Annotated in this window: 20 protein-coding genes; 11 read left to right on the top strand and 9 right to left on the bottom strand. The window is 48.6% G+C overall.

Annotated features, from left to right (window positions below):
* Nucleotides 1-33: 33 nt before the first annotated feature.
* The 3 genes from ADH68_RS10725 to ADH68_RS10715 all read right to left on the bottom strand — a co-directional run bounded on the left by ADH68_RS10725 (nt 34) and on the right by ADH68_RS10715 (nt 2,652).
* Nucleotides 34-1,497: an MFS transporter gene (locus tag ADH68_RS10725; protein ID WP_084274026.1), complete on the bottom strand. Its 1,464-nt coding sequence runs from the start codon at nt 1,495-1,497 to the stop codon at nt 34-36.
* 149 nt (nt 1,498-1,646) lie between these two features.
* A complete protein-coding gene (tatC, locus tag ADH68_RS10720) occupies nt 1,647-2,450 on the bottom strand; it encodes a twin-arginine translocase subunit TatC (protein ID WP_068960810.1) in 804 nt (267 codons plus the stop codon).
* Nucleotides 2,443-2,652 carry a Sec-independent protein translocase subunit TatA/TatB gene (locus tag ADH68_RS10715; protein ID WP_068960811.1) on the bottom strand — a complete coding sequence of 70 codons (210 nt, stop codon included), beginning with the start codon at nt 2,650-2,652 and terminating at the stop codon, nt 2,443-2,445. Before ADH68_RS10715 ends, tatC begins: the two co-directional genes overlap by 8 nt.
* A gap of 208 nt (nt 2,653-2,860) precedes the next feature.
* On the opposite strand from ADH68_RS10715, the gene ADH68_RS10710 reads away from it, so the two are divergent.
* From ADH68_RS10710 to ADH68_RS10665, 10 genes are all read left to right on the top strand, one after another.
* On the top strand, nt 2,861-3,637 hold the full coding sequence (locus tag ADH68_RS10710; RefSeq protein ID WP_068960812.1) for a dihydroorotate dehydrogenase electron transfer subunit: 777 nt from the start codon (nt 2,861-2,863) through the stop codon (nt 3,635-3,637).
* 5 nt (nt 3,638-3,642) lie between these two features.
* Nucleotides 3,643-4,548, top strand: a complete 906-nt coding sequence (locus tag ADH68_RS10705) for a dihydroorotate dehydrogenase (protein WP_068962054.1) — start codon at nt 3,643-3,645, stop codon at nt 4,546-4,548.
* A gap of 573 nt (nt 4,549-5,121) precedes the next feature.
* Entirely contained in the window at nt 5,122-7,254 is a 2,133-nt protein-coding gene (gene rho / locus ADH68_RS10700; RefSeq protein ID WP_068960813.1) for a transcription termination factor Rho, read from the top strand.
* Nucleotides 7,255-7,314: 60 nt separating this feature from the next.
* On the top strand, nt 7,315-8,211 hold the full coding sequence (fabD, locus tag ADH68_RS10695; protein WP_068960814.1) for an ACP S-malonyltransferase: 897 nt from the start codon (nt 7,315-7,317) through the stop codon (nt 8,209-8,211).
* 101 nt (nt 8,212-8,312) lie between these two features.
* The gene (gene nadC / locus ADH68_RS10690) at nt 8,313-9,158 is read left to right on the top strand and encodes a carboxylating nicotinate-nucleotide diphosphorylase (RefSeq protein WP_068960815.1); all 846 of its coding nucleotides are present in this window, start codon (nt 8,313-8,315) and stop codon (nt 9,156-9,158) included.
* Nucleotides 9,158-10,294, top strand: a complete 1,137-nt coding sequence (locus ADH68_RS10685; RefSeq protein WP_068960816.1) for an aminotransferase class I/II-fold pyridoxal phosphate-dependent enzyme — start codon at nt 9,158-9,160, stop codon at nt 10,292-10,294. The genes nadC and ADH68_RS10685 overlap by 1 nt, the downstream gene beginning before the upstream one ends.
* On the top strand, nt 10,291-11,685 hold the full coding sequence (locus tag ADH68_RS10680) for a pimeloyl-ACP methyl esterase BioG family protein (RefSeq protein ID WP_068960817.1): 1,395 nt from the start codon (nt 10,291-10,293) through the stop codon (nt 11,683-11,685). The genes ADH68_RS10685 and ADH68_RS10680 overlap by 4 nt, the downstream gene beginning before the upstream one ends.
* Nucleotides 11,682-12,308, top strand: a complete 627-nt coding sequence (gene bioD / locus ADH68_RS10675; protein WP_068960818.1) for a dethiobiotin synthase — start codon at nt 11,682-11,684, stop codon at nt 12,306-12,308. Before ADH68_RS10680 ends, bioD begins: the two co-directional genes overlap by 4 nt.
* A gap of 178 nt (nt 12,309-12,486) precedes the next feature.
* Nucleotides 12,487-13,137: a 3'-5' exonuclease gene (locus ADH68_RS10670; RefSeq protein ID WP_068960819.1), complete on the top strand. Its 651-nt coding sequence runs from the start codon at nt 12,487-12,489 to the stop codon at nt 13,135-13,137.
* A 93-nt stretch (nt 13,138-13,230) separates the two neighbouring features.
* Nucleotides 13,231-13,428: a hypothetical protein gene (locus ADH68_RS10665; protein ID WP_088294814.1), complete on the top strand. Its 198-nt coding sequence runs from the start codon at nt 13,231-13,233 to the stop codon at nt 13,426-13,428.
* Between the two features lie 108 nt (nt 13,429-13,536).
* On the opposite strand, the gene ADH68_RS10660 is transcribed toward ADH68_RS10665, so the two are convergent.
* On the bottom strand, nt 13,537-16,140 hold the full coding sequence (locus ADH68_RS10660; RefSeq protein ID WP_068960821.1) for an ATP-dependent Clp protease ATP-binding subunit: 2,604 nt from the start codon (nt 16,138-16,140) through the stop codon (nt 13,537-13,539).
* 241 nt (nt 16,141-16,381) lie between these two features.
* Here ADH68_RS10660 and gyrA point away from each other — a divergent pair, with 241 nt between their 5' ends.
* A complete protein-coding gene (gyrA, locus tag ADH68_RS10655; protein ID WP_068960822.1) occupies nt 16,382-18,955 on the top strand; it encodes a DNA gyrase subunit A in 2,574 nt (857 codons plus the stop codon).
* Nucleotides 18,956-19,053: 98 nt separating this feature from the next.
* On the opposite strand, the gene ADH68_RS10650 is transcribed toward gyrA, so the two are convergent.
* The 5 genes from ADH68_RS10650 to ADH68_RS10630 form a co-directional block, all read right to left on the bottom strand.
* The gene (locus ADH68_RS10650) at nt 19,054-19,578 is read right to left on the bottom strand and encodes a methylated-DNA--[protein]-cysteine S-methyltransferase (protein WP_068960823.1); all 525 of its coding nucleotides are present in this window, start codon (nt 19,576-19,578) and stop codon (nt 19,054-19,056) included.
* A gap of 73 nt (nt 19,579-19,651) precedes the next feature.
* A complete protein-coding gene (locus ADH68_RS10645; protein WP_084274027.1) occupies nt 19,652-20,350 on the bottom strand; it encodes an OmpA family protein in 699 nt (232 codons plus the stop codon).
* A 164-nt stretch (nt 20,351-20,514) separates the two neighbouring features.
* Nucleotides 20,515-22,167: an AMP-binding protein gene (locus tag ADH68_RS10640; protein WP_068960825.1), complete on the bottom strand. Its 1,653-nt coding sequence runs from the start codon at nt 22,165-22,167 to the stop codon at nt 20,515-20,517.
* A gap of 572 nt (nt 22,168-22,739) precedes the next feature.
* The gene (locus ADH68_RS10635; protein WP_084274028.1) at nt 22,740-23,441 is read right to left on the bottom strand and encodes an outer membrane beta-barrel protein; all 702 of its coding nucleotides are present in this window, start codon (nt 23,439-23,441) and stop codon (nt 22,740-22,742) included.
* 132 nt (nt 23,442-23,573) lie between these two features.
* Nucleotides 23,574-24,179 (bottom strand): hypothetical protein, encoded by a 606-nt coding sequence (locus tag ADH68_RS10630; protein ID WP_068960827.1) that lies wholly within the window; start codon nt 24,177-24,179, stop codon nt 23,574-23,576.
* Nucleotides 24,180-24,402 lie beyond the last annotated feature (223 nt).

Genomic DNA, 24,402 nt, shown 5'->3' with positions numbered 1-24,402 from the left:
CACCACTATTTTCCCGAGCATGGCCCGGTATTTCTACGAATGCCGGGCCACATCTGTAACATCATCGTCAATATGGCTCTCAGGCAATACTTTCGGCCCCAATATCCCTGTTACAAGCGCTCCGAGCAACATCACGACAACCGACACCGCTATTACAGCACCGCACCCCCAGTGCTTTAGCATCACCGGAATAAAGAACGCGCCAAGCACAGCGCCGAATTTTCCGATTGCTGCCGATAAGCCCACACCGCTCCCTCGGTCGATTACCGGATAAACCTGCGAAGGGAGTATGAAGGTAATAAGATGTGGACCGGCATTCAGAAACAACTCAAACAACACAAATCCGGTTATTGATATCCACGCAGGCCAATGCAACTGATAGGCTGCAAGCATGACTCCAAGGCCGGCAGCACTGCCGATGAAGCCATAAGTCTGCATCGACACATGATAATACCTCCTTACCACAGCAAGCCCCATACCAAACCCTACAGTCATAAATACACTGAGCAATATCGTAATCTCGACTGAATTTACAATATGTGCCATACGCGGAGCTGTAGGCGACACGTAGTCGATGCCAAGCGACATGATGAGAATCGGGATAAAGATTCCAATCCCGTATACCCCCAGCCCCTCACATGCCCATGGCACTCCTGTAAATAGAATTTTGCGTACATTCTTCCGCATAAATGTCCACATCGAGTCTGACGGCTGACCCTCTGTTGCGGCCTGTTGCGGAGGCACAGGCATATATACGTCTTTGCCAAGCAGATAATGTACAGCTTTTTCCGCATCCCGGGTGCGGCCATGCGACATAAGCCATCCGGGCGACTCCGCAAAATGAATTCTCATAAGCAATATCACACCGGCAATCCCCGTCATTATAAACAACAGATTGGGCCACGATGCGGCGATAGTCCATCCCCGGATTATGAAGTAGCATAATGCAGCCACAACAACGCTTCCCACCGATGCCGAGGCCTTGGCTGCTCCTACCATGAAAAATTCCCATTTTTTAGGCATGATTTCAGATATGTAGTCTGAATCTATGCTATATTCACCTCCGACACTCAATCCCATAACGAACAGACATATACACAACAGCCATACCGGATGCCAGAAATATGCGATAAGCGACGCCACAATCATAAGCAACGGACACACACGGGCTACCGTAAGGTATCCCCATCGGTCGCTCATGCGCCCGAACAATACAGTTCCGAGCGTACGCCCGCATAAAGCCACACATCCAAGGACACCTTGTACAATCGCAGGAAGCTCGGGATGTGCCATCAACTCAATCATCGGTATTATAATGCCTACGAGTGTAGCCAGTCCCTGCCCGATAAACTGCCCCATCGACGCCACTATAAGTACCCATATCTGACCGCCGCACAACGGCATATTCTCAAGATTTACAGTTCCGTCATTCACTTGAGAATTATTTTGTGACGGGAAGGAAGTCCCGACAGTCTTTTTTGTAGAAGAATCAGCCATAACAGTGAGTTCATCAAAATATATGCCGCACGATTAGGAATGCCCGCATACATTCATTATTAATTGTCACGAGCAATCCCGGCAGACATACTTCTAATATTAGAATGTCCTACGGAATAAAGAGTTATGGCCGATATTCTATTTTAACATTATTTATCTCTCGGAATCAAACGCCCTCCGAGTTCCCACAACATGAACAAAGGGACAAACACCACACTCAATGTAAACGGGTCTCCCGTAGGAGTTATAATCGCTGCTACAACAAGAAGCACCACTATAGCATGACGACGATATTTGCTGAAAGTTCTACGAGAAAGCACGCCTATCCGTCCGAGCAGGGCGCACACAACCGGAATCTCTCCGACAAGCCCCATGGCGAATAGCATACCGAGAAAATTGTCTATATACGAGTCAAGACTTATCTGGTTGGACACATCCGGACTTAGCTGATAATCGGCAAGAAAACGCAGCGTCAAAGGAAATACTACAAAATACCCTACAGCCATCCCGATATAAAACAGCACCCCGCCAAGCCACAAAGCCTTTGAGCCATGACGCCGTTCACTCGTGTATAACCCCGGGCTTATAAAATTCCACAACAGACAAAGCCACACCGGCACAGACACCACAACCGCACCAAGAAGAGACAACTGCATGTGTATGAAAAACTGGGAGGCAAGATTTATATTGACAACACTCACATGCCATCCTTCAGAAGAAAATGGCGAAAGTATCGGAAACTCGGCTGTAAGATATGTAAAAATACGATAAAGATAGAAATCGCCCTCGCACGGTGCCATTACAACCTCGGCAAACAGCTTGGGCATAACTGCAAAAAGGCCGACAGCAATCACGGCTGTGATTGCAACTCCGCGCACAGCCACACCTCTGAGTTCTTCAAGATGATCCCAGAAAGTTGCCTCCTTACCTATGGCATTATCGGCCTCAGGCATTATTGTCTTTTTCTGAATCGGGAGCAGGGGTGGTTTTTATCTCATTTTCTATCTCCTTGATTCCCTTTCTGAAGCCGGCCACCCCTTTGCCTATACCATGCATGAGTTCCGGTATTTTCTTGCCGCCGAAAAGCAAAAGCACGACAAGCAGGATGACTAAGGCTTCCGTAGCACCGATATTTCCAAATAGCAAAGGTATCATATGATGATTATATTCTTATTTGCAATATTTATGTCTGCACCGACAATGACCGGCAGTTAAAAGCATATTAAAAAATAAATATGCCATAAGCCGCTTTGACTTCACTGCGAATTTAGCAAATATACCTCAAAGATAAGCGTATACCTATTTATATTTTGCATTTTTTATGAGATTGACTAAATTTGTGGAATAATTGTCCTGATAGAAAATGAAAAAGCATATCATCGATTTCGAGATTGTGGAAAACCGCCATATCCACGCTCTATATTCTCTATTGGTACTGCGCCCTGTCAATGCCACTCTTCCTGAAGAGATACTTCCGGGCCAGTTTGTAGAAGTCGCTGTCGACAACTCTGCGGGCACATTCCTGCGACGCCCTATCTCAGTCAACAATGTTGACCGTGAAAACGGTACTCTCTGGCTGCTTGTACGCCGCGCCGGCGATGGCACTGCCACCATGATTTCCAAACGCCCCGGAGAACTATTGAATCTTGTACTCCCGCTTGGAAATGGATTTACCATTCCGGCTCCCGGCCAACGAATCCTGCTCTCAGGAGGAGGCGTAGGCGTCGCACCTATGTTGTATTTCGGACGTGAGCTGAAGCGCCTCGGAATGAATCCGGAATTTCTGCTCGGCGCAAGATCGAAAAACGACCTGCTGCAAATTGAAGAGTTCGAAAAAATCGGCAAACTGCACATCTCGACCGATGACGGATCCGCCGGCGAACACGGCATAGTGACAACCAACAGCGCGCTGTCTGAAAAATGGGATCGCATATATTGCTGCGGCCCGCTTCCTATGATGAAAGCCATCGCACGTGAAGCACGACGCATCGGAGCCGACTGCGAGGTGTCACTCGAGAATATGATGGCATGTGGCCTCGGTGCATGTCTGTGCTGCGTTGAACCCACGGTAAAGGGCAACGTATGCGTATGCACTGAAGGACCCGTATTCAATATCAACCAACTCACATGGGAGGACTGAACGACATGGCAAAATTAGACATAAACATCGGAGCTCTTTCTCTGAAAAATCCGGTACTCACAGCATCAGGCACCTTCGGTTATGGAGAAGAATTCGCCGACTTCATCGACCTCAATCGCCTTGGAGGATTTATCGTAAAAGGCACCACTCTGAATCCTCGTGAAGGCAATCCATATCCACGCATGGCCGAAACGCCGTCCGGTATGCTCAATGCCGTAGGCCTCCAGAACAAGGGTGTAGACTACTTTATCGAAAACATTTACCCCCGTATTAAGGATCTGGATACAAATATAATGGTCAATGTATCCGGTGCCTGTCCCGACGACTATGTTGCCGTATGCGAAAAGCTGGCCCCGCTCTCAGGGATAGCAGCTGTGGAAATCAACATATCCTGCCCCAACGTAAAGCAAGGAGGCATGGCTTTCGGCACAACATGCTCAGGCGCCGCAGAAGTGACCCGCGCTGTACGCCGGGCATATCCTGGCACTCTGATTGTAAAACTATCGCCCAACGTAACCGATATAACCGAGATAGCTCGCGCCGTAGAGGCCGAAGGTGCCGATGCTGTATCGCTGATAAATACACTCCTCGGAATGGCTATCGACGTAGAGCGCATGCGCCCCTGCCTGTCTACAGTTACCGGAGGGCTATCGGGGCCGGCCGTAAAGCCCGTCGCAGTCAGGATGGTATGGCAGGTGGCAAAAGCCGTCAACATTCCGGTAATCGGTCTTGGCGGCATTATGAGCGGCAAGGATGCTCTCGAATTCATTATGGCTGGAGCAACAGCCGTAGAAATCGGCACCGCTAATTTTATCAATCCTGCTATAACCATAAAAATCATCGACGAGATTAATGATTTCTGCAATCGTCACAATATCGACGACATAAATTCAATCAGAGGCATAATCTGACAAACAAGTCTCAAAAAACTATTTTAGAACAATTTTTCGTACGCAACACACCTTATTTAATTTACCGGCAGAGGAACCAACGTTGATTCGTGTCCCCGCCGGTAATTTTTTATTGTCCGGCCGTCGTTAAAGCCGGCTATTAAGCAATACATTAGTCATCGACGCAAAACTTTACGGATATTTAATTTGTTAATTCGATGGAAATTGTTAACTTTGCGTCGATTTTTCAACTATTATAGCACTTTTAAAGAGTGTGCGACAGGGTTTCAAAGCACCCGAGCAAAGTTGTCGGTCGACAATCAAAACCAAAGTCAACCCTAGATACGCTTCTAAGCACGTGGGATTACCCTGTACCTGATTTATCTGACGCAATTCCATACGGATTTCCAGCACGACAAATCTCTGACAAGAAATTAATGTGTGAAATCAACGGAAACACAAAATCCGCGCCTGTACTATGGTTCAATTATTAATTGCTATACTACCGGGCCATAATAAAGCGCATATTTTAAGTGTAACGCAAATCCAATTTAAGCTACCTAACCTCTCACCAGCCATTCCAAACAAGGCAATATGTACAAATACGACGAACTCGACGCAATGTCGTCCCAGCAACTGGCAGATATCGCCGGCAATTTAGGCGTAACGAAATTTGACGCCGAGAATAAGGAGGACCTTGTCTATAAAATTCTCGACCAGCAGGCCGAGGTCGCCGCCAACAACTCTGCGGCAAGCAACACTAATAATAAAAAAACACGCCAGCCAAAGCAAAAAAAAGGCAGACAGCCCAAAAGCGACAACAGCAACAACGAATTGGCTACAGAACCATCTGAAGCCACAAACAACGTCGAAAACCAAGGTAAAGATAAAAAGCCACGCGACAACCAGCGACAAGGCAAGAAAAACAGACAGGCCGACAATCAGACGATTGAGGAACAGCAGGAAAAACCCACCTCCTCTGACAGCGAAAATCTGCCCATAGAAATCCCTCAGCCCCCGCGACGCAAACCGGGGCGCCCCTCTAAAGCACAGCTTGCAGCTGAAGCGGCTGCTGAAAAAGCCCGCGCAGAGCTCCTTGCCATCCAACAGATTCCGACATCCGAAGCCAAGAATCCCTCCGATGAAAAGCCTCAGACGGTTGCAGAATTGACAGCATCGGATAATCCGGAAATGAATGAAGTAAATCCGCCGATTTCAAATCCTCTGGCACTACTCCCCTCTGCTGAACTTCAGCCCGCACAGGACGGCATCACGACTGAAAATACCCCCTCGGACAATACCACTGATGCACCTCAACAAATAAATGAGGGCCAGCAGCAACAGAAAAGAAGAGACTTCCGCCCGTCAAAGGACAGTTCATTTGGCTCTTTCTTCCGCACCGAACGTAAATTCGTGCCACGCTCTCAGCGCGAAAAAGAAGAAGCCGCCGCCGCTGCCGCCGTCGCACCTATAGTAATTCAGGAGCCGGCCCAGAATATGGCTATGCAAAAGCAGCAACAGCAGCAGAATAAAAAGAACAAGCGCAACCGCAACAATAACAACAATAACCGCGACTTTATCCCGGAGCCCCAACAGCCCCGATATAATTTCGACGGTCTGCTGCTCGCGTCAGGCGTTCTCGAGATTACGCCGGAAGGATATGGATTCCTGCGTTCAAGCGATTACAATTATCTTGCATCGCCCGACGACATATACGTCACACAGCAGCAGATCAAGCAGTATGGGCTGAAGACAGGCGACGTTGTCGAAGGCTGGATTCGTCCGCCGAAAGAAAACGAAAAATATTTCCCTCTCGGCGAAGTTCGCGATGTAAACGGACGCACACCCGAATATATCCGCGACCGCGTACCCTTTGAACACCTGACCCCCCTCTTCCCCGACGAAAAATTCGACCTCACCGGCGGTAGGTCAAGCAATATCTCCACACGCGTGGTCGACATGTTCTCGCCAATCGGCAAGGGCCAGCGCGGTCTTATTGTAGCTCCGCCTAAAACCGGCAAGACCATACTGCTCAAAGATATCGCCAATGCCATTGCGGAAAACCATCCCGAGACCTATATCATGATTCTTCTCATTGATGAACGCCCCGAGGAGGTAACCGATATGAGCCGTAGCGTAAACGCCGAGGTCATAGCCTCTACATTTGACGAACCGGCCGAGCGCCACGTCAAGATTGCAGGCATCGTGCTTGAGAAAGCTAAACGTCTTGTTGAGTGCGGACATGATGTAGTAATCCTGCTCGACTCCATCACCCGACTCGCACGCGCATACAACACCGTATCGCCAGCCTCCGGCAAAATCCTGTCAGGAGGTGTCGATGCCAACGCACTCCAGAAACCAAAGCGCTTCTTCGGTGCAGCGCGTAATATCGAAGGCGGAGGCTCGCTGACCATAATCGCCACAGCCCTTACAGAAACAAGTTCAAAGATGGACGAAGTAATCTTCGAAGAATTCAAAGGCACAGGCAATATGGAGCTTCAGCTTGACCGCAAACTCTCCAACAAACGAATCTTCCCCGCTGTCGATATCATGGCGTCAAGCACTCGTCGCGACGACCTGTTGCAGCGTCAGGAGACATTACAGCGCATATGGATTCTGCGCCGTTACCTCAGCGACCGTACATCAATCGAGGCCATGGAGTTCATGCGCGACCAGATGGAGAAGACCCGCGACAACGACGAACTTCTCCGCAGCATGAACGCATAAAGTCATCAACGATACTACACTATAAGATAAAATCAAGACATAAATATAACCAATCCGATTATGAAAGCATTTGTATTCCCCGGCCAAGGCGCACAGTTCGTAGGTATGGGCAAAGACCTCTACGAGAACAATGCCGAGGCCCGCGCAATGTTTGAGAAAGCCAACGAAATCCTCGGTTTCCGCATCACAGACCTCATGTTTGAGGGCACCGATGAGGATTTACGTCAGACCAAAGTTACCCAGCCCGCGATATTCCTCCATTCAGTAATCATCGCAAAGGTAATCGAAGAAACTACAGGCATCAAGCCCGACATGGCTGCCGGACACTCGCTCGGTGAGTTCTGCGCACTCGTTGTTGCCGGAGCACTGAGCTTCGAGGACGGTCTGCGTCTGGTAAGCGCCCGCGCGCAGGCTATGCAGAAAGCCTGTGAGATGAAGCCCTCAACAATGGCTGCTATCATCGCACTTCCCGACGAGAAAGTCGAGGAAATCTGCGAAAGTGTAGACGGCGTGGTCGTATGTGCCAACTACAACTGCCCCGGCCAACTCGTAATCTCAGGGGAAATAGAGGCTATCGACGCAGCTTGCGCAAAAGCCACAGAAGCCGGCGCAAAACGCGCACTCAAACTTAAAGTCGGAGGCGCTTTCCACAGCCCCTGCATGGAACCGGCACGTGCCGAGCTCGCAGCAGCAATCGAGAATACTCCGGTTCACACTCCCAAGTGTCCCGTCTACCAGAATGTCGACGCTCTGCCTCATACCGACCCAGTCGAAATCAAGGCTAACCTGATTGCTCAGCTCACCGCACCCGTACGCTGGACTAAAACCGTGCAGAACATGATTGCAGACGGTGCTACCGAGTTTATAGAATTCGGCCCCGGTAAAGTTCTTCAGGGACTTGTTGCCAAGATTGGCAAAGGCGCCGACCTTACCATATCAGGCTACGAAAAGCTCTGATTGCATCAGAATAACTCAATAAAACATATCGGGACAAAAGAACCAATGGCGACACACAACCATGTCCCGAAGGCTCTTTTGTCCCTTTAATATTCCCGTTTATGAAAACTACCGACCAACTCATCGACGACCTGCTCAACCTTGCTTTTGCCGAAGATGTGGGCGACGGCGACCATACCACTCTCAGCACCATCCCGGCCGAGGCTACAGGCCGACAGCACCTCCTCGTAAAGGAAGAGGGCATAATAGCCGGTATCGAGATTGCAAAAAAGGTATTTGAGAAATTCGATTCCTCGCTGAAGATTACACAATACATCAACGACGGCGCCCATGTAAAGCCCGGCGATATCGCATTCGTGGTCGAAGGGCCTGTGCGCTCTCTGCTACAGACCGAGCGCGTCATGCTCAATATAATGCAACGCATGAGCGGCATCGCCACAATGACCGCACGCTATCAGGAACGCCTCGCAGGACTTAAAACAAAAGTACTCGATACGCGCAAGACAACTCCCGGCATGCGCATGCTCGAAAAAATGGCCGTCAAAATCGGAGGAGGCGAAAACCACCGTATCGGATTGTTTGACATGATTCTCATAAAGGACAATCATGTCGATTTCGCAGGTGGTATACCCCAGGCAGTAAACTCCGCGAAGAAATACCTTGCCGAAAAAGGCAAAGACCTTAAAATAGAAGTCGAGGTGCGCAACACCGAAGAAATACTTCAGGCTCTCGAAGCCGGAGTGGACCGCATCATGCTCGACAACTTCACCCCGGAGCGCACGAAAGAAGCTGTAGAACTTATAAACGGACGCGCCGAAGTTGAATCTTCGGGCGGCATAACACTCGAAACTCTCCGCGACTATGGCGAATGTGGCGTCGACTTCATTTCCGTAGGTGCCCTTACCCACTCGGTCAAGGGACTTGACATGAGTTTCAAACATTGCTGATGCCAACATTCAGAGCCACCTTAGAGCAACTGCGCCAATCAGGCAACCTGCGCCATATACCCCTGCCCGGTTCGGGCAGGGAGTGTATCGATCTGTCAAGCAACGACTATCTCGGGCTTGCTTCGCGTCACGGACTACAGCAGGAATTCATGGATTTGTCTGAAAACCGCTTGGCACCGCTCACCGCATCCGCCTCGCGTCTGCTCGCTGCCGGACAGGATGATTTCCATGCACTTGAAGAGTTGCTGTCGTCACTGTATGGAAGGTCAGTATTGCTGTTCAACAGCGGCTATCATGCCAATGTCGGAACTGTATCGGCCATAGCGTCAGAAGAAACGATGATACTTGCCGACAAACTTGTCCATGCCTCGATAATCGACGGCATCGTGCTTTCACGTGCCAGATTTGCCCGATTCCACCACAATGACATCTCACATCTCGAGCGCCTGCTTGAGAAACATCACAAGGAATATGAACGTATCCTTGTTATTGTCGAATCGGTATACAGCATGGATGGCGACCAATGCAATCTCGACTCACTAATCGCATTAAAAGAGCATTACCCCAACGTAATGCTCTACGTCGACGAGGCCCACGCATTCGGCGTCATAGGCGACCGAGGACTCGGCCTCGTGAAAAGCAATCCGCGAGGTCATATGGTCGATATCATTGTAGGCACGCTTGGCAAAGCGGCCGCGTCATCCGGCGCATTTGTCGCCACAAGCCCCGACATACGCGAGTTTCTCGTAAACCGTGCACGCAGTTTTATCTTCTCCACCGCCATTCCACCCATGGTATGCCGATGGAGCAGATATATTATTGAAAAAATTATCGGTATGGACACCGAGCGCGCACGCCTCCAAGAGATTACACGCAGGATGTCCTCAATATTGGCGCCATATTTGGCTCTTCCCCCACAGCCAAGCCACATAATGCCTTTGGTGACAGGAGACGCAGTGCGCACTGTAGAGCTATCGCAAAAACTGCTTCAGCATGGGGTAAAAGTGCTCCCTATACGTACTCCGACGGTCCCTCCAGGCACTGAACGTCTTCGCTTCAGCTTGAGCGCGGCCCTCACGGATTCTGACCTCCAAAATGTAAGCGTTGCTATTGCCGCCACGCTTCATCGACTATGATTCAACGAATTATACATAAATCCAACGACAACCACGACCTAATTCTGATATTTCTCGGCTGGGGCACCGATGCGCAAGCAATAAGCACTCTGCGATACCCCGGCTGCGATATAATGGCCGTATGGGATTACCGCGACCCATCCTTTGACACGTCGCATATACAACGCTATCGCAACATCTACCTGTTTGCCTGGTCAATGGGAGTGATGATGGCAGAACGCGTATTATGCGGCCATCCCGACATACGCCCTACTCTGTCAATTGCCGTTAACGGAAGTCCTTACCCGATAGATGATTTGAGAGGAATTCCATATGCAATTTTCACCGGTACCCTTGACGGGCTCGACGAATCCTCGCTGCAGAAATTCCGGCGACGCATGTGCCGGAATAAAGAAGAATATGCCGGATATCGAGATGTACAACCCGACCGGCCCATAGATGAGCTACGCGACGAACTTCGTATCCTTGGCATGCTTGCCAAAGAGAATCACACCATACATTCCACCACATTAAAATGGGACCGGGCAATAATCGCGGGAAATGACCGTATATTTCCCGCCGACAACCTTAGGCGGGCGTGGGATACCCTATCCACTCGAATCCGCATCACCGAAGATGGCCACCTGCCGGACTGGCAGACAATCATAAATCAGGAAATCATCGACAAAGATTATGTAGCCCGGAAATTTATGCGCTCACTTCCAACATATGATAACGAAGCTGTGGCACAGAAAGCAATAGCCGGTCATCTATGGGATATGTGGCGAAATGAGCTTGCCTGCCGCTCTCCTCAGTCAATAATCGAGGCCGGATTCGGCACCGGAACAATGACGCGCCTTTACATGTCGGAATTGAAACCGTCGCATCTGATTCTCTGGGATTTGTGTCCATCCGATATTGAGTTTACCTGTACTTCGGTCGAGACATTGACCGGGGATGCCGAAGAATTCATGTCTCGTCAGCCTGACACTTCTGTCGATGCCATTGTAAGCGCCTCCACTATACAATGGTTTAATTCACCGTCCGGATTCATATCCAACGCCGCACGTGCGCTGTCCTCGGGCGGCCATCTCGTAATCTCCACATTCGGAGAGCGCAATATGCAGGAACTCACACAAGTGACCAACCTCCCGCTGCGTTATCTCACCTTAAATGAACTCGTCGGGCTACTCCCCGCAAATATGCGCCTGCTGGCAGCAGATCAGGAAGATATAACATTGCGTTTCGACTCTCCAAAAGAAGTGATGCGACATCTGCGTGCTACCGGAGTCAACGGTATGCGCGGCACTGATACACCTCTCAGCCGTATTCTTTCCGGATATCCGAGAAATCACGACGGAAGTGTAAATCTTACCTACCATCCCCTTTACCTAATTGCAGAAAAAACATGAATGGAGTATACTTTATATCCGGCATCGACACCGATGCCGGAAAGACATATATAACCGGCATGCTTGCCAAGCGACTGATGGAAAAAGGTCATAAAGTCGCTACTCAGAAGTTCATACAGACCGGCAACGACACATGGTCGGAAGATATCGAGGCTCACCGCAAAATAATGGGTATAGAAATGCTCCCGGAAGATCTCGACCACACTACAGCTCCTGTCATCTTCAGCTATCCGGCCTCAGCCCAGCTTGCAGCACGCATCGATGGACGCGACATAGACCTTGACATTATCAAAAAATCGACCGATATTCTCGCCTCACGCTACGATGTGGTGCTTGTCGAAGGTGCCGGCGGCCTTATGGTACCCATTACCGACGACTTCTTCACCATAGACTATGTAGCCCGGTATGAGTTGCCGATAATACTCGTCACAAACGGCGTGCTCGGCTCAATAAACCATACCATTCTCTCCCTCGAAGCCATCAGGAGCCGTGGCATAAAACTGTTTTCGGTCATTTACAACACATTTTTTGACAATGACCGAATCATTGCGAAAGACACAAGAGAATTTATAGGCAGATATGTCTCCCGACACTTTCCGGATGCATCATTCATAGAGATGTAAAACACCTTTAGAATAAGCATATAACCACCGCACAAGAGTTAAAAAATGTTATACCGCAAAGTGTATTCGCATGCTCTACAACATAAATTTGTAACTTTACGGTGATAAAAGTCATAATCCTGCATAGATGATATCGGGCATGGCTTCCACTGTTCATGGGATTATAAGAGTAAGACGGATGAATGTCAACACCTTAATATTATCCATATCCAAAGAGCGACTCGCGGAGTTGCCCGTTGTGGCCTATCCGGGCCACATAGTGGTTGTCAATACACCGGAGCAGGCTGCAAGCGCCCTGTGCGCAATAAAGCGCTGCCCCGTAGTAGGATTCGACACCGAGACTAAACCTTCGTTCCGTAAAGGGCATCCCAATAAAGTAGCCCTTATCCAAGTATCCACCGGTGACTGCTGCTATCTGTTCCGAATCAACAAATTCGGCATCACCAAAGAATTGTGCGATTTCTTTGAAGACCCGGGGATACTTAAAATTGGACTGTCGCTGAAGGATGACTTCCATGTAATGCACCGTGGCATTCAATTCTCCCCTGCCGGGTTTATCGACCTTCAGGATATCGTGTCAGGATATGCGATTCACGACTCAAGCCTTCAGAAAATATATGGAATCGTATTCGGTGAACGCATATCCAAAAGCCAGAGGTTGAGCAACTGGGAAGCAACAGTGCTCACAGCCCCTCAGCAGATTTATGCAGCAATTGACGCATGGGCATGCCTGAGAATTTATCACGCACTCACGAGTGGCTCGTTCAATCCGCAGGATTCGCCCTACATAATGATTCCTGACTCTTCCGACGACGAGAGCAAACATTAGCAGACACGCATGTGTCATCATCACATGCGATATACCGCAATCATCCTGTATAAACATCAAACTACAATAACATACACATATTTACATCTTGCCATGAAAAAATCGACCTGGTTACCACTTCTGTTGCTGATATACCTTGCAATCATGTGCTATATCGGCAGAGCCGAATTCTACGCCGGCAACTACATGTTCTACTTCGGAATCATAGGAGCCACTCTCCTGTGTATAATACTGCTTCACATATTTCTAAAACGCGGAGGCACAATAGGACGCCGACGCAGACAATCCTGACTCCGTTAAGCATAACAAAAGCAATGACTATATAACCTATGCAGAAAAACAATCGCCGTGCAAATCGGACATATCCGTTGCACGGCGATTGTCATTATATGTTACTTATCATTTTTCGGGAGCTGCAGAGTCATCATCAGCCGGCTCTGCGTCTTTGTCCGAAACCGAATCAGGAGCATTGATTTCTGTGACAATTTTATCGGCACACTCATCATAACCCACACAGATTCTTGCACCAGGAGTCACAGATGCGTTGATAATCAACTCGGCAAGCTCATCTTCAAGATACTTCTGGATAGCACGTTTGAGCGGACGGGCGCCAAACTGAGGATCGTATCCTTTCTTGGCGATGAAGTCCTTGGCGGCGGCAGTAATGTCAAGCGTATATCCGAGCGATGCCACCCTCTTGTAGAATCCGGCAAGCTCGATATCGATAATACGGAATATCGCATCGCGGTCAAGCTCGTCGAACATCACGATATCATCCACACGGTTGAGGAACTCAGGCGAGAACGCCTTGTTGAGAGCCTTCTGTATAACACCATGGCTATACTCCTTGTCGGCGGCACGGGTATTGAAGCCTACACCCGTACCGAAATCCTTAAGCTGGCGGCTTCCGATATTGGAGGTCATGATGATTATTGTGTTCTTGAAGTCGACGCGGCGTCCGAGGCTGTCGGTCAGGCGTCCCTCGTCAAGCACCTGAAGCAACAGGTTGAACACATCGGGATGAGCCTTTTCAATCTCGTCGAGCAACACAATCGAATAAGGATGCTGACGCACTTTCTCCGTAAGTTGTCCACCTTCCTCATAGCCCACATACCCCGGAGGCGCTCCTACGAGGCGGCTCACAGTAAACTTCTCCATATACTCGCTCATATCGACGCGTATAAGAGTGTCGGCGCTGTCAAACAGGTATTCGGCGAGCTTCTTCGCAAGATGCGTCTTTCCGACACCGGTCGGACCGAGGAACATGAATGTTCCTATCGGTTTGTTGGGATCCTTAAGTCCGACACGATTACGCTGTATGGCCTTCACAATCTTGTCAATCGCCTGGTCCTGCCCGATAATGTTGTTCTTGAGTTTAGGGCCCAACTCTCGCAGACGCATACCCTCGGCCTGGGCTATGCGCTGCACGGGCACACCGGTCATCATCGCCACGACCTCGGCTACTTTCTCTTCATCAACCACCTCGCGTATATCGTTGAGCGAGGCTTCCCATTTACTCTTAGCCTCGTCGAGTTCCTTCTTCAGACGATGCTCCTTGTCGCGGAACGAAGCCGCCGATTCAAAATTCTGATTCTGTGCAGCCTGTAGCTTAGACGCGTTAGCCTCTGAAATCTGCACCTCAAGCTGTTCGATTTCACGCGGCACCACAATATTCGTAACATGCACACGAGAGCCGGCCTCATCCATGGCATCAATAGCCTTGTCAGGGAAATTGCGGTCGCTCACATACCGTTCGGTAAGTTTGACACAGGCTTCCAGTGCATCAGGAGTATAGGTCACATTATGATGCTCCTCATATTTATCCTTGATATTATTAAGAATTATCAGTGTCTCTTCTGATGATGTCGGTTCGACCATCACCTTCTGGAATCGACGTTCAAGCGCCCCATCCTTCTCTATATTCTTACGGTACTCATCGAGAGTAGTGGCGCCTATGCACTGTATCTCTCCGCGGGCAAGAGCCGGCTTGAGCAGATTGGCGGCATCCATCGAGCCGGCGGCATTACCAGCCCCGACAATAGTATGCAGCTCGTCGATAAACAGAATCACGTCCTTGTTTTTCGAGAGCTCATTGAGAATGCCTTTTATACGCTCTTCAAACTGACCGCGGTACTTTGTACCGGCCACGATTGAAGCCATGTCGAGCGATATCACCCTCTTGTCAAACAGTATACGCGACACCTTGCGCTGTACGATACGCAGAGCAAGCCCTTCGACAATAGCCGACTTGCCCACACCCGGCTCTCCGATAAGCACCGGATTGTTTTTCTTGCGACGGCTCAATATCTGCGCCAGACGCTCTATCTCCGTATCGCGGCCTATCACAGGGTCAAGACGCCCCTCCTCGGCCGCACGTGTCATATCATTGCCGAATTTATCAAGCACCGGAGTGTCGTTGCCACGGCGTCCGGCAGCCCGCTGGGAAGAAGATGGCACACTCTGCTGGGAAGAACCCGACGAAGCTCTGTCTGACGATGAGCCCGGCATATCGTCATCTTCATCATCTTCATCGTCGCCAAACGATGTGCCCATACTTGGAGCATCAGCCACGTTGGCGAGCAATTTATAGATAGCCTCATAGGTGACTCCGGCATCAATAAATGCACGGAACGCCTCAGTTCCCTGTACCTCCTTATTATGGAAGAGAGCCAGCAACAGATGCTCAGAGTCGACAATCTCGCTCTTCAGCATCTTGGCCTCAAGCACGCTGAGTTTTATAATGCGGTTGGCCAGATCGCTGACAGAAATATTACTCACCCCCGCAGTACCTTGAAACAGACTGCGGTCAAGAGTATCACGTAATTGATACATTGTATCGGCGTCAATCAACTGCTGAATGGCCTGGAACGCATGACTCCCGGACTGCGACATAATCGCCATAAGCATATGCTCCGGCGTCACGACATTGTTGTTGTGGCGAATAGCCTCCGTACGGCTCTGGTCAAGCACATGCTTCAGTTCATTGGAAAAAATGGTGTCCATAAATGTCCTTTCTCGTTAGTTATGCAAATATAGCGACAATAACTGTGCCAAAAATCAGCCAGGCACAAATTATTAAGCATGTTCAACAATATTTAAACAATCGCAAGGGATGTTTTTATCTGTTTATTCCCATTTTTTTCGTATCTTTGTATGAAATTTTACTGCATGAAGCCCACATCCAAATATAGCCAGAAGGCGTCCGGGCATACACGCATCAACAAAACTGAACTATACTTTACTTATGCTGGAAGAAGATAGAATTCTTAAAATCGATATCGAGAATGAAATGAAGTCGGCCTACATCGACTATTCGATGTCGGTAATCGTATCACGCGCGCTTCCCGATGTCCGCGACGGACTCAAACCTGTACAACGGCGCGTGTTGTTCGGCATGAACGAGATGGGCAACACATCCGACCATCCCCATAAGAAATCAGCCAACTGTGTAGGAGAGGTCATGGGTAAATACCACCCGCATGGCGACTCATCCATTTACGGCACCGTAGTGCGCATGGCGCAGCCGTGGGCATTACGCTATACCCTTGTCGACGGCCACGGTAACTTCGGCTCTGTCGACGGCGACGGCCCCGCCGCAATGCGTTACACCGAGGTACGCCTTGAGCATATAGGAGAAGAGATGCTGTCTGATATCGACTCCGACACTGTTGATTTCCAGCCAAACTACGACAACTCGCGCCAGGAGCCGGTAGTGCTCCCCACCCGCATACCGAACCTCCTTGTCAACGGCACATCGGGTATTGCCGTAGGTATGGCTACAAACATGCCTCCCCACAACCTTACCGAATCAATCAACGCCACCGTAGCTCTCATTGACAATCCCGAACTCACAATATCGGAATTGATGAAATACATCAAAGCCCCCGACTTCCCCACCGGCGGCACCATATACGGATACAATGGCGTAAAGGAAGCGTTTGAGACAGGCCGCGGACGTATAGTAATACGCGCAAAAGCCGAAATCGAAGCTCACTCCAACCACGAGGACATAATCGTAACCGAGATACCATACAACGTAAATAAGGCCGAACTCATCAAATATATCGCTGACCTTGTCAACGAGAAAAAAATTGACGGCATAGCCGACCTCAACGACGAGAGCGACTACAAGGGCATGCGTATCGTGATACGCCTTAAAAGTGACGCCAACGCCAACGTTGTACTCAACAAACTGTACAAGCTCACCCAGATGCAGTCGTCGTTCTCGGTCAACAATGTCGCAATTGTAAACGGACGTCCGCGCACTCTCAACCTGAAAGAACTGCTCCAGGCATTCATCGACCATCGCCACGAAGTAGTCACCCGCCGCACACGCTTCGAGCTCCGCAAAGCCGAAGAGCGCGCCCACATACTGCAAGGCCTTATTATAGCCGAGCAAAATATCGACGAGGTAATACAAATTATCAAGAACGCCGACTCTGTAGAGGATGCACGCGCACAACTTTCAGCACATTTCGACCTTACAGAGCCTCAGACCCTCGCCATTGTCGAGATGAAACTCCGCAGTCTCGCCAAACTGGAACAGGACAAACTGCGCCAGCAATATGCCGACCTCGAACGTCTTATCGAGCATCTCAACCTCATACTAAGCGACGAGCACGAATGCCGCGAGCTAATCAAGAGCGAGCTGCTTGAAATCCGCGACAAATATGGCGACGCACGCAAGACCGACATCGACTACACCGCAGGCGACTTCAACGCCGAAGACTTCTATGCCGACGACGATATGATAATCACCATATCTCATCTCGGATATATCAAGCGCACACCGCTTAGCGAATTCCGCGCCCAGGCCCGTGGCGGCGTAGGCTCTCGTGGTTCCAACACCCGCGACGAGGATTTCATCGAGCACATCTACCCTGCGTCCATGCACAACACCATGCTCTTCTTCACCGACCGCGGCCTCGTATACAAAATGAAAGTCTACGAGCTGCCCGAAGGCGCAAAGAACAGCAAGGGACGTGCTCTTCAGAACCTGCTCGACATCGAACCCGGCGACAAAGTGCGCGCATACATCGCATGCAAGCAACTTGACGACCCCGAATTCACCGGTTCACACTTCCTTGTATTCGCAACCCGCAAGGGCGTAGTGAAGAAAACTTCGCTTACAGAATATGCACGCGTAATGTCGAAAGGCAAGAAAGCCATCATTATCCGTGAGGACGACAGCCTTATCGGCGTAGAACTCACCGACAATGATTCGACAATATTACTCGCCGCCAAGGAAGGCAAGGCCATACGCTTCGCCACATCATCGCTCCGTGCAATGGGTCGAGTTTCCACCGGCGTGCGCGGCATGAAAGTCGAAGGCACCAACGAGGTAATCGGCATGATTACCATGGAGCCCGACAGCACCAACACGGTAATGGTAATCTCCGAAAACGGATATGGCAAGCGTACCGCCCTTGATGCCTACACACCCCACAACCGTGGAGGAAAAGGCATGAAGACCATCAACGTAACCGACAAGACCGGTCCTCTCGTAGGGTTCCTGAGCGTAAACGATGACAACGACCTCATAATCATCAACCAGAGCGGCATAACTATACGCATACACATGAGCGACCTCCGTGTCATGGGACGCGCCACCCAGGGCGTGCGCCTTATCAACCTCGAAAAGCGCAATGACACCATAGCCTCTGTATGTTGCGTGGATTCCGACCCTGAAGAGACTGTCGACAACGATATCCTCGTAGCCGAAGCCGAACAGGAAGAGATTGAATTCTCGCCCGAAACAGAAGAGCCGGACGATGATATCAACCTCGACGATACAGAAGATACAGATTCCGACGAATAAATCACAACACAGAATCCAAGACACCATAAAATCCAACAGGCGCTACACGTTTTACGATGTAGCGCCTGTTGGATTTTTCATCCACTCATATCATGATGTCAGAGTCTATTGCTGTGTCTCTCCAGTTCCAAAAGATACCTTTTGGCCTCCAACCCGCCGGCATAGCCTGTAAGCCTACCGTCGCTCCCTATGATTCTATGGCATGGTATTATCACTGACATCGCATTGGCACCGACAGCATTAGCCACAGCACGCACACCTGCCGGCAGTCCGGCATCCGATGCAAGATCCGAATAACTCTTATCCGACCCATATACCACATTACGGAGCGCATCCCATACACGGGTCTGAAATTCTGTGCCTGCATACAACAGCGGAATATCAAAATTTCGGCGTATGCGGGCAAAATATTCATCAAGCTGCCGGCGTGCCATATCAATGACCAGGCTGTCGCCATTGGCAAAATCACGGGCACGCGTGTGCCGGAGCAGGCGCTGCAATGTGCGGGCATGGAAACGGCCATGCAGCCAGTCGCACATACACAACGACCCATTCCAGTCACCAAGTACGAGAGTGCCACAAGGCGACTGATAAGGAGCAATAATAATCAAATCGTCCGTCATGCTCAGTTACAAAAACAACGTCCGCACATAAAGCCTGAGCGGACGTTGTTCGATAAAACCTTATACAGTTCTATTAGTTGAGATTGCCGTTTTCAGCAGCCTTCACCATCTCGGGCGATGCTGTGATATAGATTTCGACACGACGGTTCTGGGCACGTCCGGCCGGAGTATCGTTTGAGGCGATATAGTCGGCCATAGGAATACCCTTGGCGGTAAGACGTGTTGGAGACACGCCGGAGTTTACCAGATAGGTCATCACGGCATCGGCACGCTGGTTGGAGAGTTTCTCATTTACTGCATATGAACCGGTATTGTCGGTAAATCCGAGAATTTGTACATTGGTGAGAGGATTCTGCTTGAGCGATACAGCGAAATTGCTGAGATCCTGCTGTGCCGACGAATTGAGAGTATACTTGCCTGTCGGGAACAGAATACCGCCATCAAATGTAACCTTGATAGCCTGAAGACCGTTCTGGTCGGTGGTCTGCTCTACCTGAGCGTCAGGAATTGTCTTGGCGATTTCTTCCTGCTGCTTCTGCATCTTCTGGCCAATAAGTGCGCCTGCGCCTGCGCCTACGGCAGCACCGATGGCTGTACCGATGGCTGCGCCTTTGCCACCACCGATGAGTGCACCTATTCCTGCGCCAAGGGCACCACCGCCACCACCGCCAATAAGAGCACCCTTACCTGTGGTAGACATAGAGTTACATCCCGAGGATGCAAACAACAGACCTGACAGAAGAACAGCGCCTGTAATCTTAACGAGCTTCATATCTGTAAATTTTAAGTTAATTTCATTAATACGACTGCAAAGTTGGCATTTTTATTGCAGAAAACCTCATTCTACAGTCTGTAAAATAGACCAACCCCAGCTTTAGATATAAAATTTATTTATCGATTCAATTTATTATGAAAACGTCCGATACGCCGATTTGTTTATTTGCTTTTCTGGTAGAGATAGCGCTTGATGGAACGTTTAGGAGTCTTTTCAAACTCCTGATAGCGCATTCTTACCTTGGCAATCTGGGAATAAGCGGGCAGTTCCTTATTGAGATGACTGATATTGTCATTCATCAGCTTCTCAAGATCAGAGACAGCAATACCCTCCTTGGTGGCAATGTCAAGATCGGGATAAATCAGGGCCTCAAGTTTGCCGTTGTCCTCTATTACAATCGACTCGCTTACCATTGGCAGATTATTTATCTTCTGCTCTATTTCCTCCGGATAGATATTCTGACCCGACGGACCGAGAATCATATTCTTGTTACGCCCGCGGATATAGAGAAATCCGTCGGAATCCATCGTGCACAAGTCGCCCGTATTCATCCAGCCATCCTTCATCACCGCCTCGGTCGCATCCTTATTTTTGTAATATCCCTTCATTACATTCTGTCCGCGCACCCACAGTTCACCGGGCACATTGACCGGATCCGGCGAATCGATACGCCCCTCCATCCTGTCGACGATACGACCACAGGAAGCCGGACGTTGTTCCTCCCATGGCGCATATGCCACCAAAGGCGCACACTCAGTCATGCCGTAGCCCACTGTAAACGGAAAACTTATTTTGCGCAGGAATGTCTCGACATCCTTGTTCAATCCGGCGCCGCCGATAATAATCTGACGCAGATTGCCGCCGAATGCATCGAGCAACCCCTTACGGATACGCGACTCCAGCCGCTCATCGACAAACGGCACTTTCATAAGCACCTTCATAAGCGGCTTGTCAAGCATCGGGAACACCTTGGTTTTGACGATTTTCTCAATAATGAGAGGTACCGTGATAATCAGTTTTGGCTTAACCGTGGCAAATGCCTCAAGAATCACTCGCGGCGAGGGCACACGTGTAAGGAAATATACATGGGCGCCTTTGGCAAGCGGCAAAAGCAACTCGACCATAAGCCCATACATATGGGCAAGCGGCAACATGCATACCATACCGTCGCCCGGATTGATAAACGGGATGCCGTCGACACAGAATTGCAGATTGCTCCACAGGTTTCCATAAGTAATCATCACACCCTTGGAAAAACCCATCGAGCCTGATGTATAGTTAATCAGAGCCAGCTCTTCGGCTTTGTGGGCAGGATATATCACATCCTCCGGAGTAAAACGTTCTGGATATTTCTTGCCAAACAGTTCGTTGAGGCGTTTTCTGGCATTGGTCAGTTTTTCGCTGCGTGACAGTATGAGTGAAAAATCATTCAGGCGCACTACCCCGACGAGATTTTTTACCATCGCAGGATCCAGATTCTCCCATATCGAATCGTCGGTATAGAGGAGTTTAGCTTCACAATGGTTTACAAGATGATGTATATTATCGGCCTTGAACTCATGCAGAATAGGCACGGCTATGGCACCATATGTGACTGTTGCTATAAAGGCTACGGCCCATTGGGATGAATTGCGCCCGCACAAGGCTATCTTGTCACCGCTTTTTATGCCGGCATGCTCATATAGCAGATGCAGCTTTTCGACCTTTCGGGCAATATCGCGATACTGGTACGAGACGCCGTTGAAATCGGTCAGAGCAAGATCTTCCCAATATGTGCGCACGGAGTGCTGGAGATATTCGCTAAATGTTTCCATATTCTAAATTCAGATGCTGTTATATCCTACTGTTTCAGACAACCCCACACACTCTGTGCAGAATGCATAATATCTAAAACTCTCATATATAACGAATATGGCAATCCTATTGTTGACTGCCATATTATTCAGCATGTAAATTTAGTTAATTTTTTTCAGCCCAACAATTCCGTGACATTCCGCGAAAGTATTTTGTTGAAAAAGCTAACGGTGCAATGGCTCTGAGAGCATGTTTAAGAGCTTGTTTAATAATAAATGTTACCGTCAGGGCGGTCAGTCGTCGGGCAGATTTTCGCATGTAATGAGGGAGTTATGGGGTCCCATAACGACCGAAGAACGGGCGGAAAGATGCCGGCGAATGACCGAAGGGAGGTAATTTGTTTCATATCGTTGATATATTTTTGCATTTATTTTAGAAGCAGCCAAGAGATTGTATAGGTTATAAAGTTACCTTTTGTCTCGTATATCTTGGCCGCTTTTCGCCCTGTCCCTCAGTCATGTACATAAAGCACATGTCGAAAATCGGCTCAAGCTATACGACCCTGGCGGCAACATTTATTATCAAACAAGCTCTAAAAATCTTCAAACAGTTTTTTATAATTGATATGGAATGTATAGCCTACAGTAACATTAATACTTGCAGAATTCATGCGCGCCTTTGTACCCCTATGACTGTAAGGAGGGATAATATCCGAACCTCCGCTTATGCCGATATAAACAGACTTGATATTTAATCCGGCGCCTATCTGCCAAGCGACCTGCCAACGATGCCATACATTATTTTCGCCCATCTCGGACACCGACAGCAGATCACTTGTATAGCTGACATCCAAACCCGGTAGAGCAGAATTACCGGCGGAGACTTTTGACTTATAGTACAGATTACATTTGCCTGCAATTCCGGCAAACAGCGACAGTGAAAGTTTATCATCCAGCGGCAGTCGATACACCAGATTTACAGGTAATTTAAGATAACAATTGGTAATTTTCTGATTCAGGGCATTGCCATCTGTATCCATCATAGGCTCGGCATTGCCAGTCAAGGCGCTGATTCCAATTCCAGTCTCGAGAAACGTTCGCTCCCTAAGCTGAAATCCATGAGCATAATTGAGATATCCGCCATGCAACTGTATGACATCGTCTGTAGACTTAAATTCTTTGGTAGGCTTAAGGAAAGAGCACTCATACGAGGCCGAGACATGTTCGTAATCCTCAGAATGCGACATACATGTTCCCATTGCCGCGACTATAAAAGTCAATATTGTCTTTCTCATAAGTACATCTTTTTATACAAGTGGAATAATTGGTATATGGCACATTCAAAAATAAACGTGCATGTAAATATATTAAAACATTAGATTACAGCAAGGAAGTATTCTTATACTTGGCTCAGCCTGACACCTGAATTAAAAATTATAACCGACACTGAGCTTGACATTCTCAGAATTGATTTTAGGCTTATAATCGCCTTCGCTATAGCCGAAAGCAGGAATGAAGTCGACAATACCGTTTAGCCCTACATAAATCCTGTTGATATTGAAGCCGAAACCACATGTAAGGCCCACCTGAAACCAATTCCAGGTCAAAGAACTCGAACCCATATTCTCTTCACTTGAGCTAAGAAGATTAATCCATCCGGTATTATCACGTAACGCCGGTAAACTGCTGTTTAACGACATTTTCATTCTATAAATCATGTTAAGCCGTAAATTCAGACCAAGAAATAGGACAAACGAAACATTATCGGATATTCTGATGTGGTATGCGAAATCAACAGGTATTTGAAGATTAAAATTACGATATTGTTCTTTTATCTTAAGCCATTCCCTATCTGCGTTATAGACTCGCTCTCCGTCACTACCGCCAGTCTGGAAATTAAGGCTTCCACCTGTTTCCAGAAACAGATTCTTCACAATAGGGAAACCATGAATATAGTCTATTCCGAATCCGCCTAATACTACATCTGTGTCATATTTATTATAATATTCCCCCCCCAAAATCTTCATTTGCATTGAGTCCTAAAACACTCAGAGAAACACTGACACGATCATATTGCGCATAACATACTATAGCGCTCCTAATCAATAATAACCATGTACAAACGACCTTTTTCATAAATAATTAATGTTAATGATTGTGTTATATCGCAAAATTAGCATAACAACTAATAGCATCCAAATTTTTTCAACAAATATCAATTTTTTCAATAAAAAACGAGGAATATAGCAATAAACC

The organism is Muribaculum intestinale, assembly GCF_002201515.1.
Classification (GTDB): Bacteria; Bacteroidota; Bacteroidia; order Bacteroidales; family Muribaculaceae; genus Muribaculum; species Muribaculum intestinale.
The sequence above is the reverse complement of the archived record's forward strand: the minus strand, read 5'-3'. Positions and strand labels throughout refer to the sequence as shown.

Bases quoted from the DNA above. Each gene is read 5' to 3' on its own strand.
- ADH68_RS10715 (WP_068960811.1), bottom strand. From the start codon at position 2,652: ATGATACCTTTGCTATTTGGAAATATCGGTGCTACGGAAGCCTTAGTC.
- nadC (WP_068960815.1), top strand. From the start codon at position 8,313: ATGAAAACTACCGACCAACTCATCGACGACCTGCTCAACCTTGCTTTT.
- gyrA (WP_068960822.1), top strand. From the start codon at position 16,382: ATGCTGGAAGAAGATAGAATTCTTAAAATCGATATCGAGAATGAAATG.
- ADH68_RS10640 (WP_068960825.1), bottom strand. From the start codon at position 22,167: ATGGAAACATTTAGCGAATATCTCCAGCACTCCGTGCGCACATATTGG.
- bioD (WP_068960818.1), top strand. From the start codon at position 11,682: ATGAATGGAGTATACTTTATATCCGGCATCGACACCGATGCCGGAAAG.
- rho (WP_068960813.1), top strand. From the start codon at position 5,122: ATGTACAAATACGACGAACTCGACGCAATGTCGTCCCAGCAACTGGCA.
- ADH68_RS10650 (WP_068960823.1), bottom strand. From the start codon at position 19,578: ATGACGGACGATTTGATTATTATTGCTCCTTATCAGTCGCCTTGTGGC.
- ADH68_RS10685 (WP_068960816.1), top strand. From the start codon at position 9,158: ATGCCAACATTCAGAGCCACCTTAGAGCAACTGCGCCAATCAGGCAAC.
- ADH68_RS10665 (WP_088294814.1), top strand. From the start codon at position 13,231: ATGAAAAAATCGACCTGGTTACCACTTCTGTTGCTGATATACCTTGCA.
- tatC (WP_068960810.1), bottom strand. From the start codon at position 2,450: ATGCCTGAGGCCGATAATGCCATAGGTAAGGAGGCAACTTTCTGGGAT.
- ADH68_RS10710 (WP_068960812.1), top strand. From the start codon at position 2,861: ATGAAAAAGCATATCATCGATTTCGAGATTGTGGAAAACCGCCATATC.
- ADH68_RS10670 (WP_068960819.1), top strand. From the start codon at position 12,487: ATGAATGTCAACACCTTAATATTATCCATATCCAAAGAGCGACTCGCG.
- ADH68_RS10645 (WP_084274027.1), bottom strand. From the start codon at position 20,350: ATGAAGCTCGTTAAGATTACAGGCGCTGTTCTTCTGTCAGGTCTGTTG.
- ADH68_RS10725 (WP_084274026.1), bottom strand. From the start codon at position 1,497: ATGGCTGATTCTTCTACAAAAAAGACTGTCGGGACTTCCTTCCCGTCA.
- fabD (WP_068960814.1), top strand. From the start codon at position 7,315: ATGAAAGCATTTGTATTCCCCGGCCAAGGCGCACAGTTCGTAGGTATG.
- ADH68_RS10635 (WP_084274028.1), bottom strand. From the start codon at position 23,441: ATGAGAAAGACAATATTGACTTTTATAGTCGCGGCAATGGGAACATGT.
- ADH68_RS10680 (WP_068960817.1), top strand. From the start codon at position 10,291: ATGATTCAACGAATTATACATAAATCCAACGACAACCACGACCTAATT.
- ADH68_RS10660 (WP_068960821.1), bottom strand. From the start codon at position 16,140: ATGGACACCATTTTTTCCAATGAACTGAAGCATGTGCTTGACCAGAGC.
- ADH68_RS10705 (WP_068962054.1), top strand. From the start codon at position 3,643: ATGGCAAAATTAGACATAAACATCGGAGCTCTTTCTCTGAAAAATCCG.
- ADH68_RS10630 (WP_068960827.1), bottom strand. From the start codon at position 24,179: ATGCAAATGAAGATTTTGGGGGGGGAATATTATAATAAATATGACACA.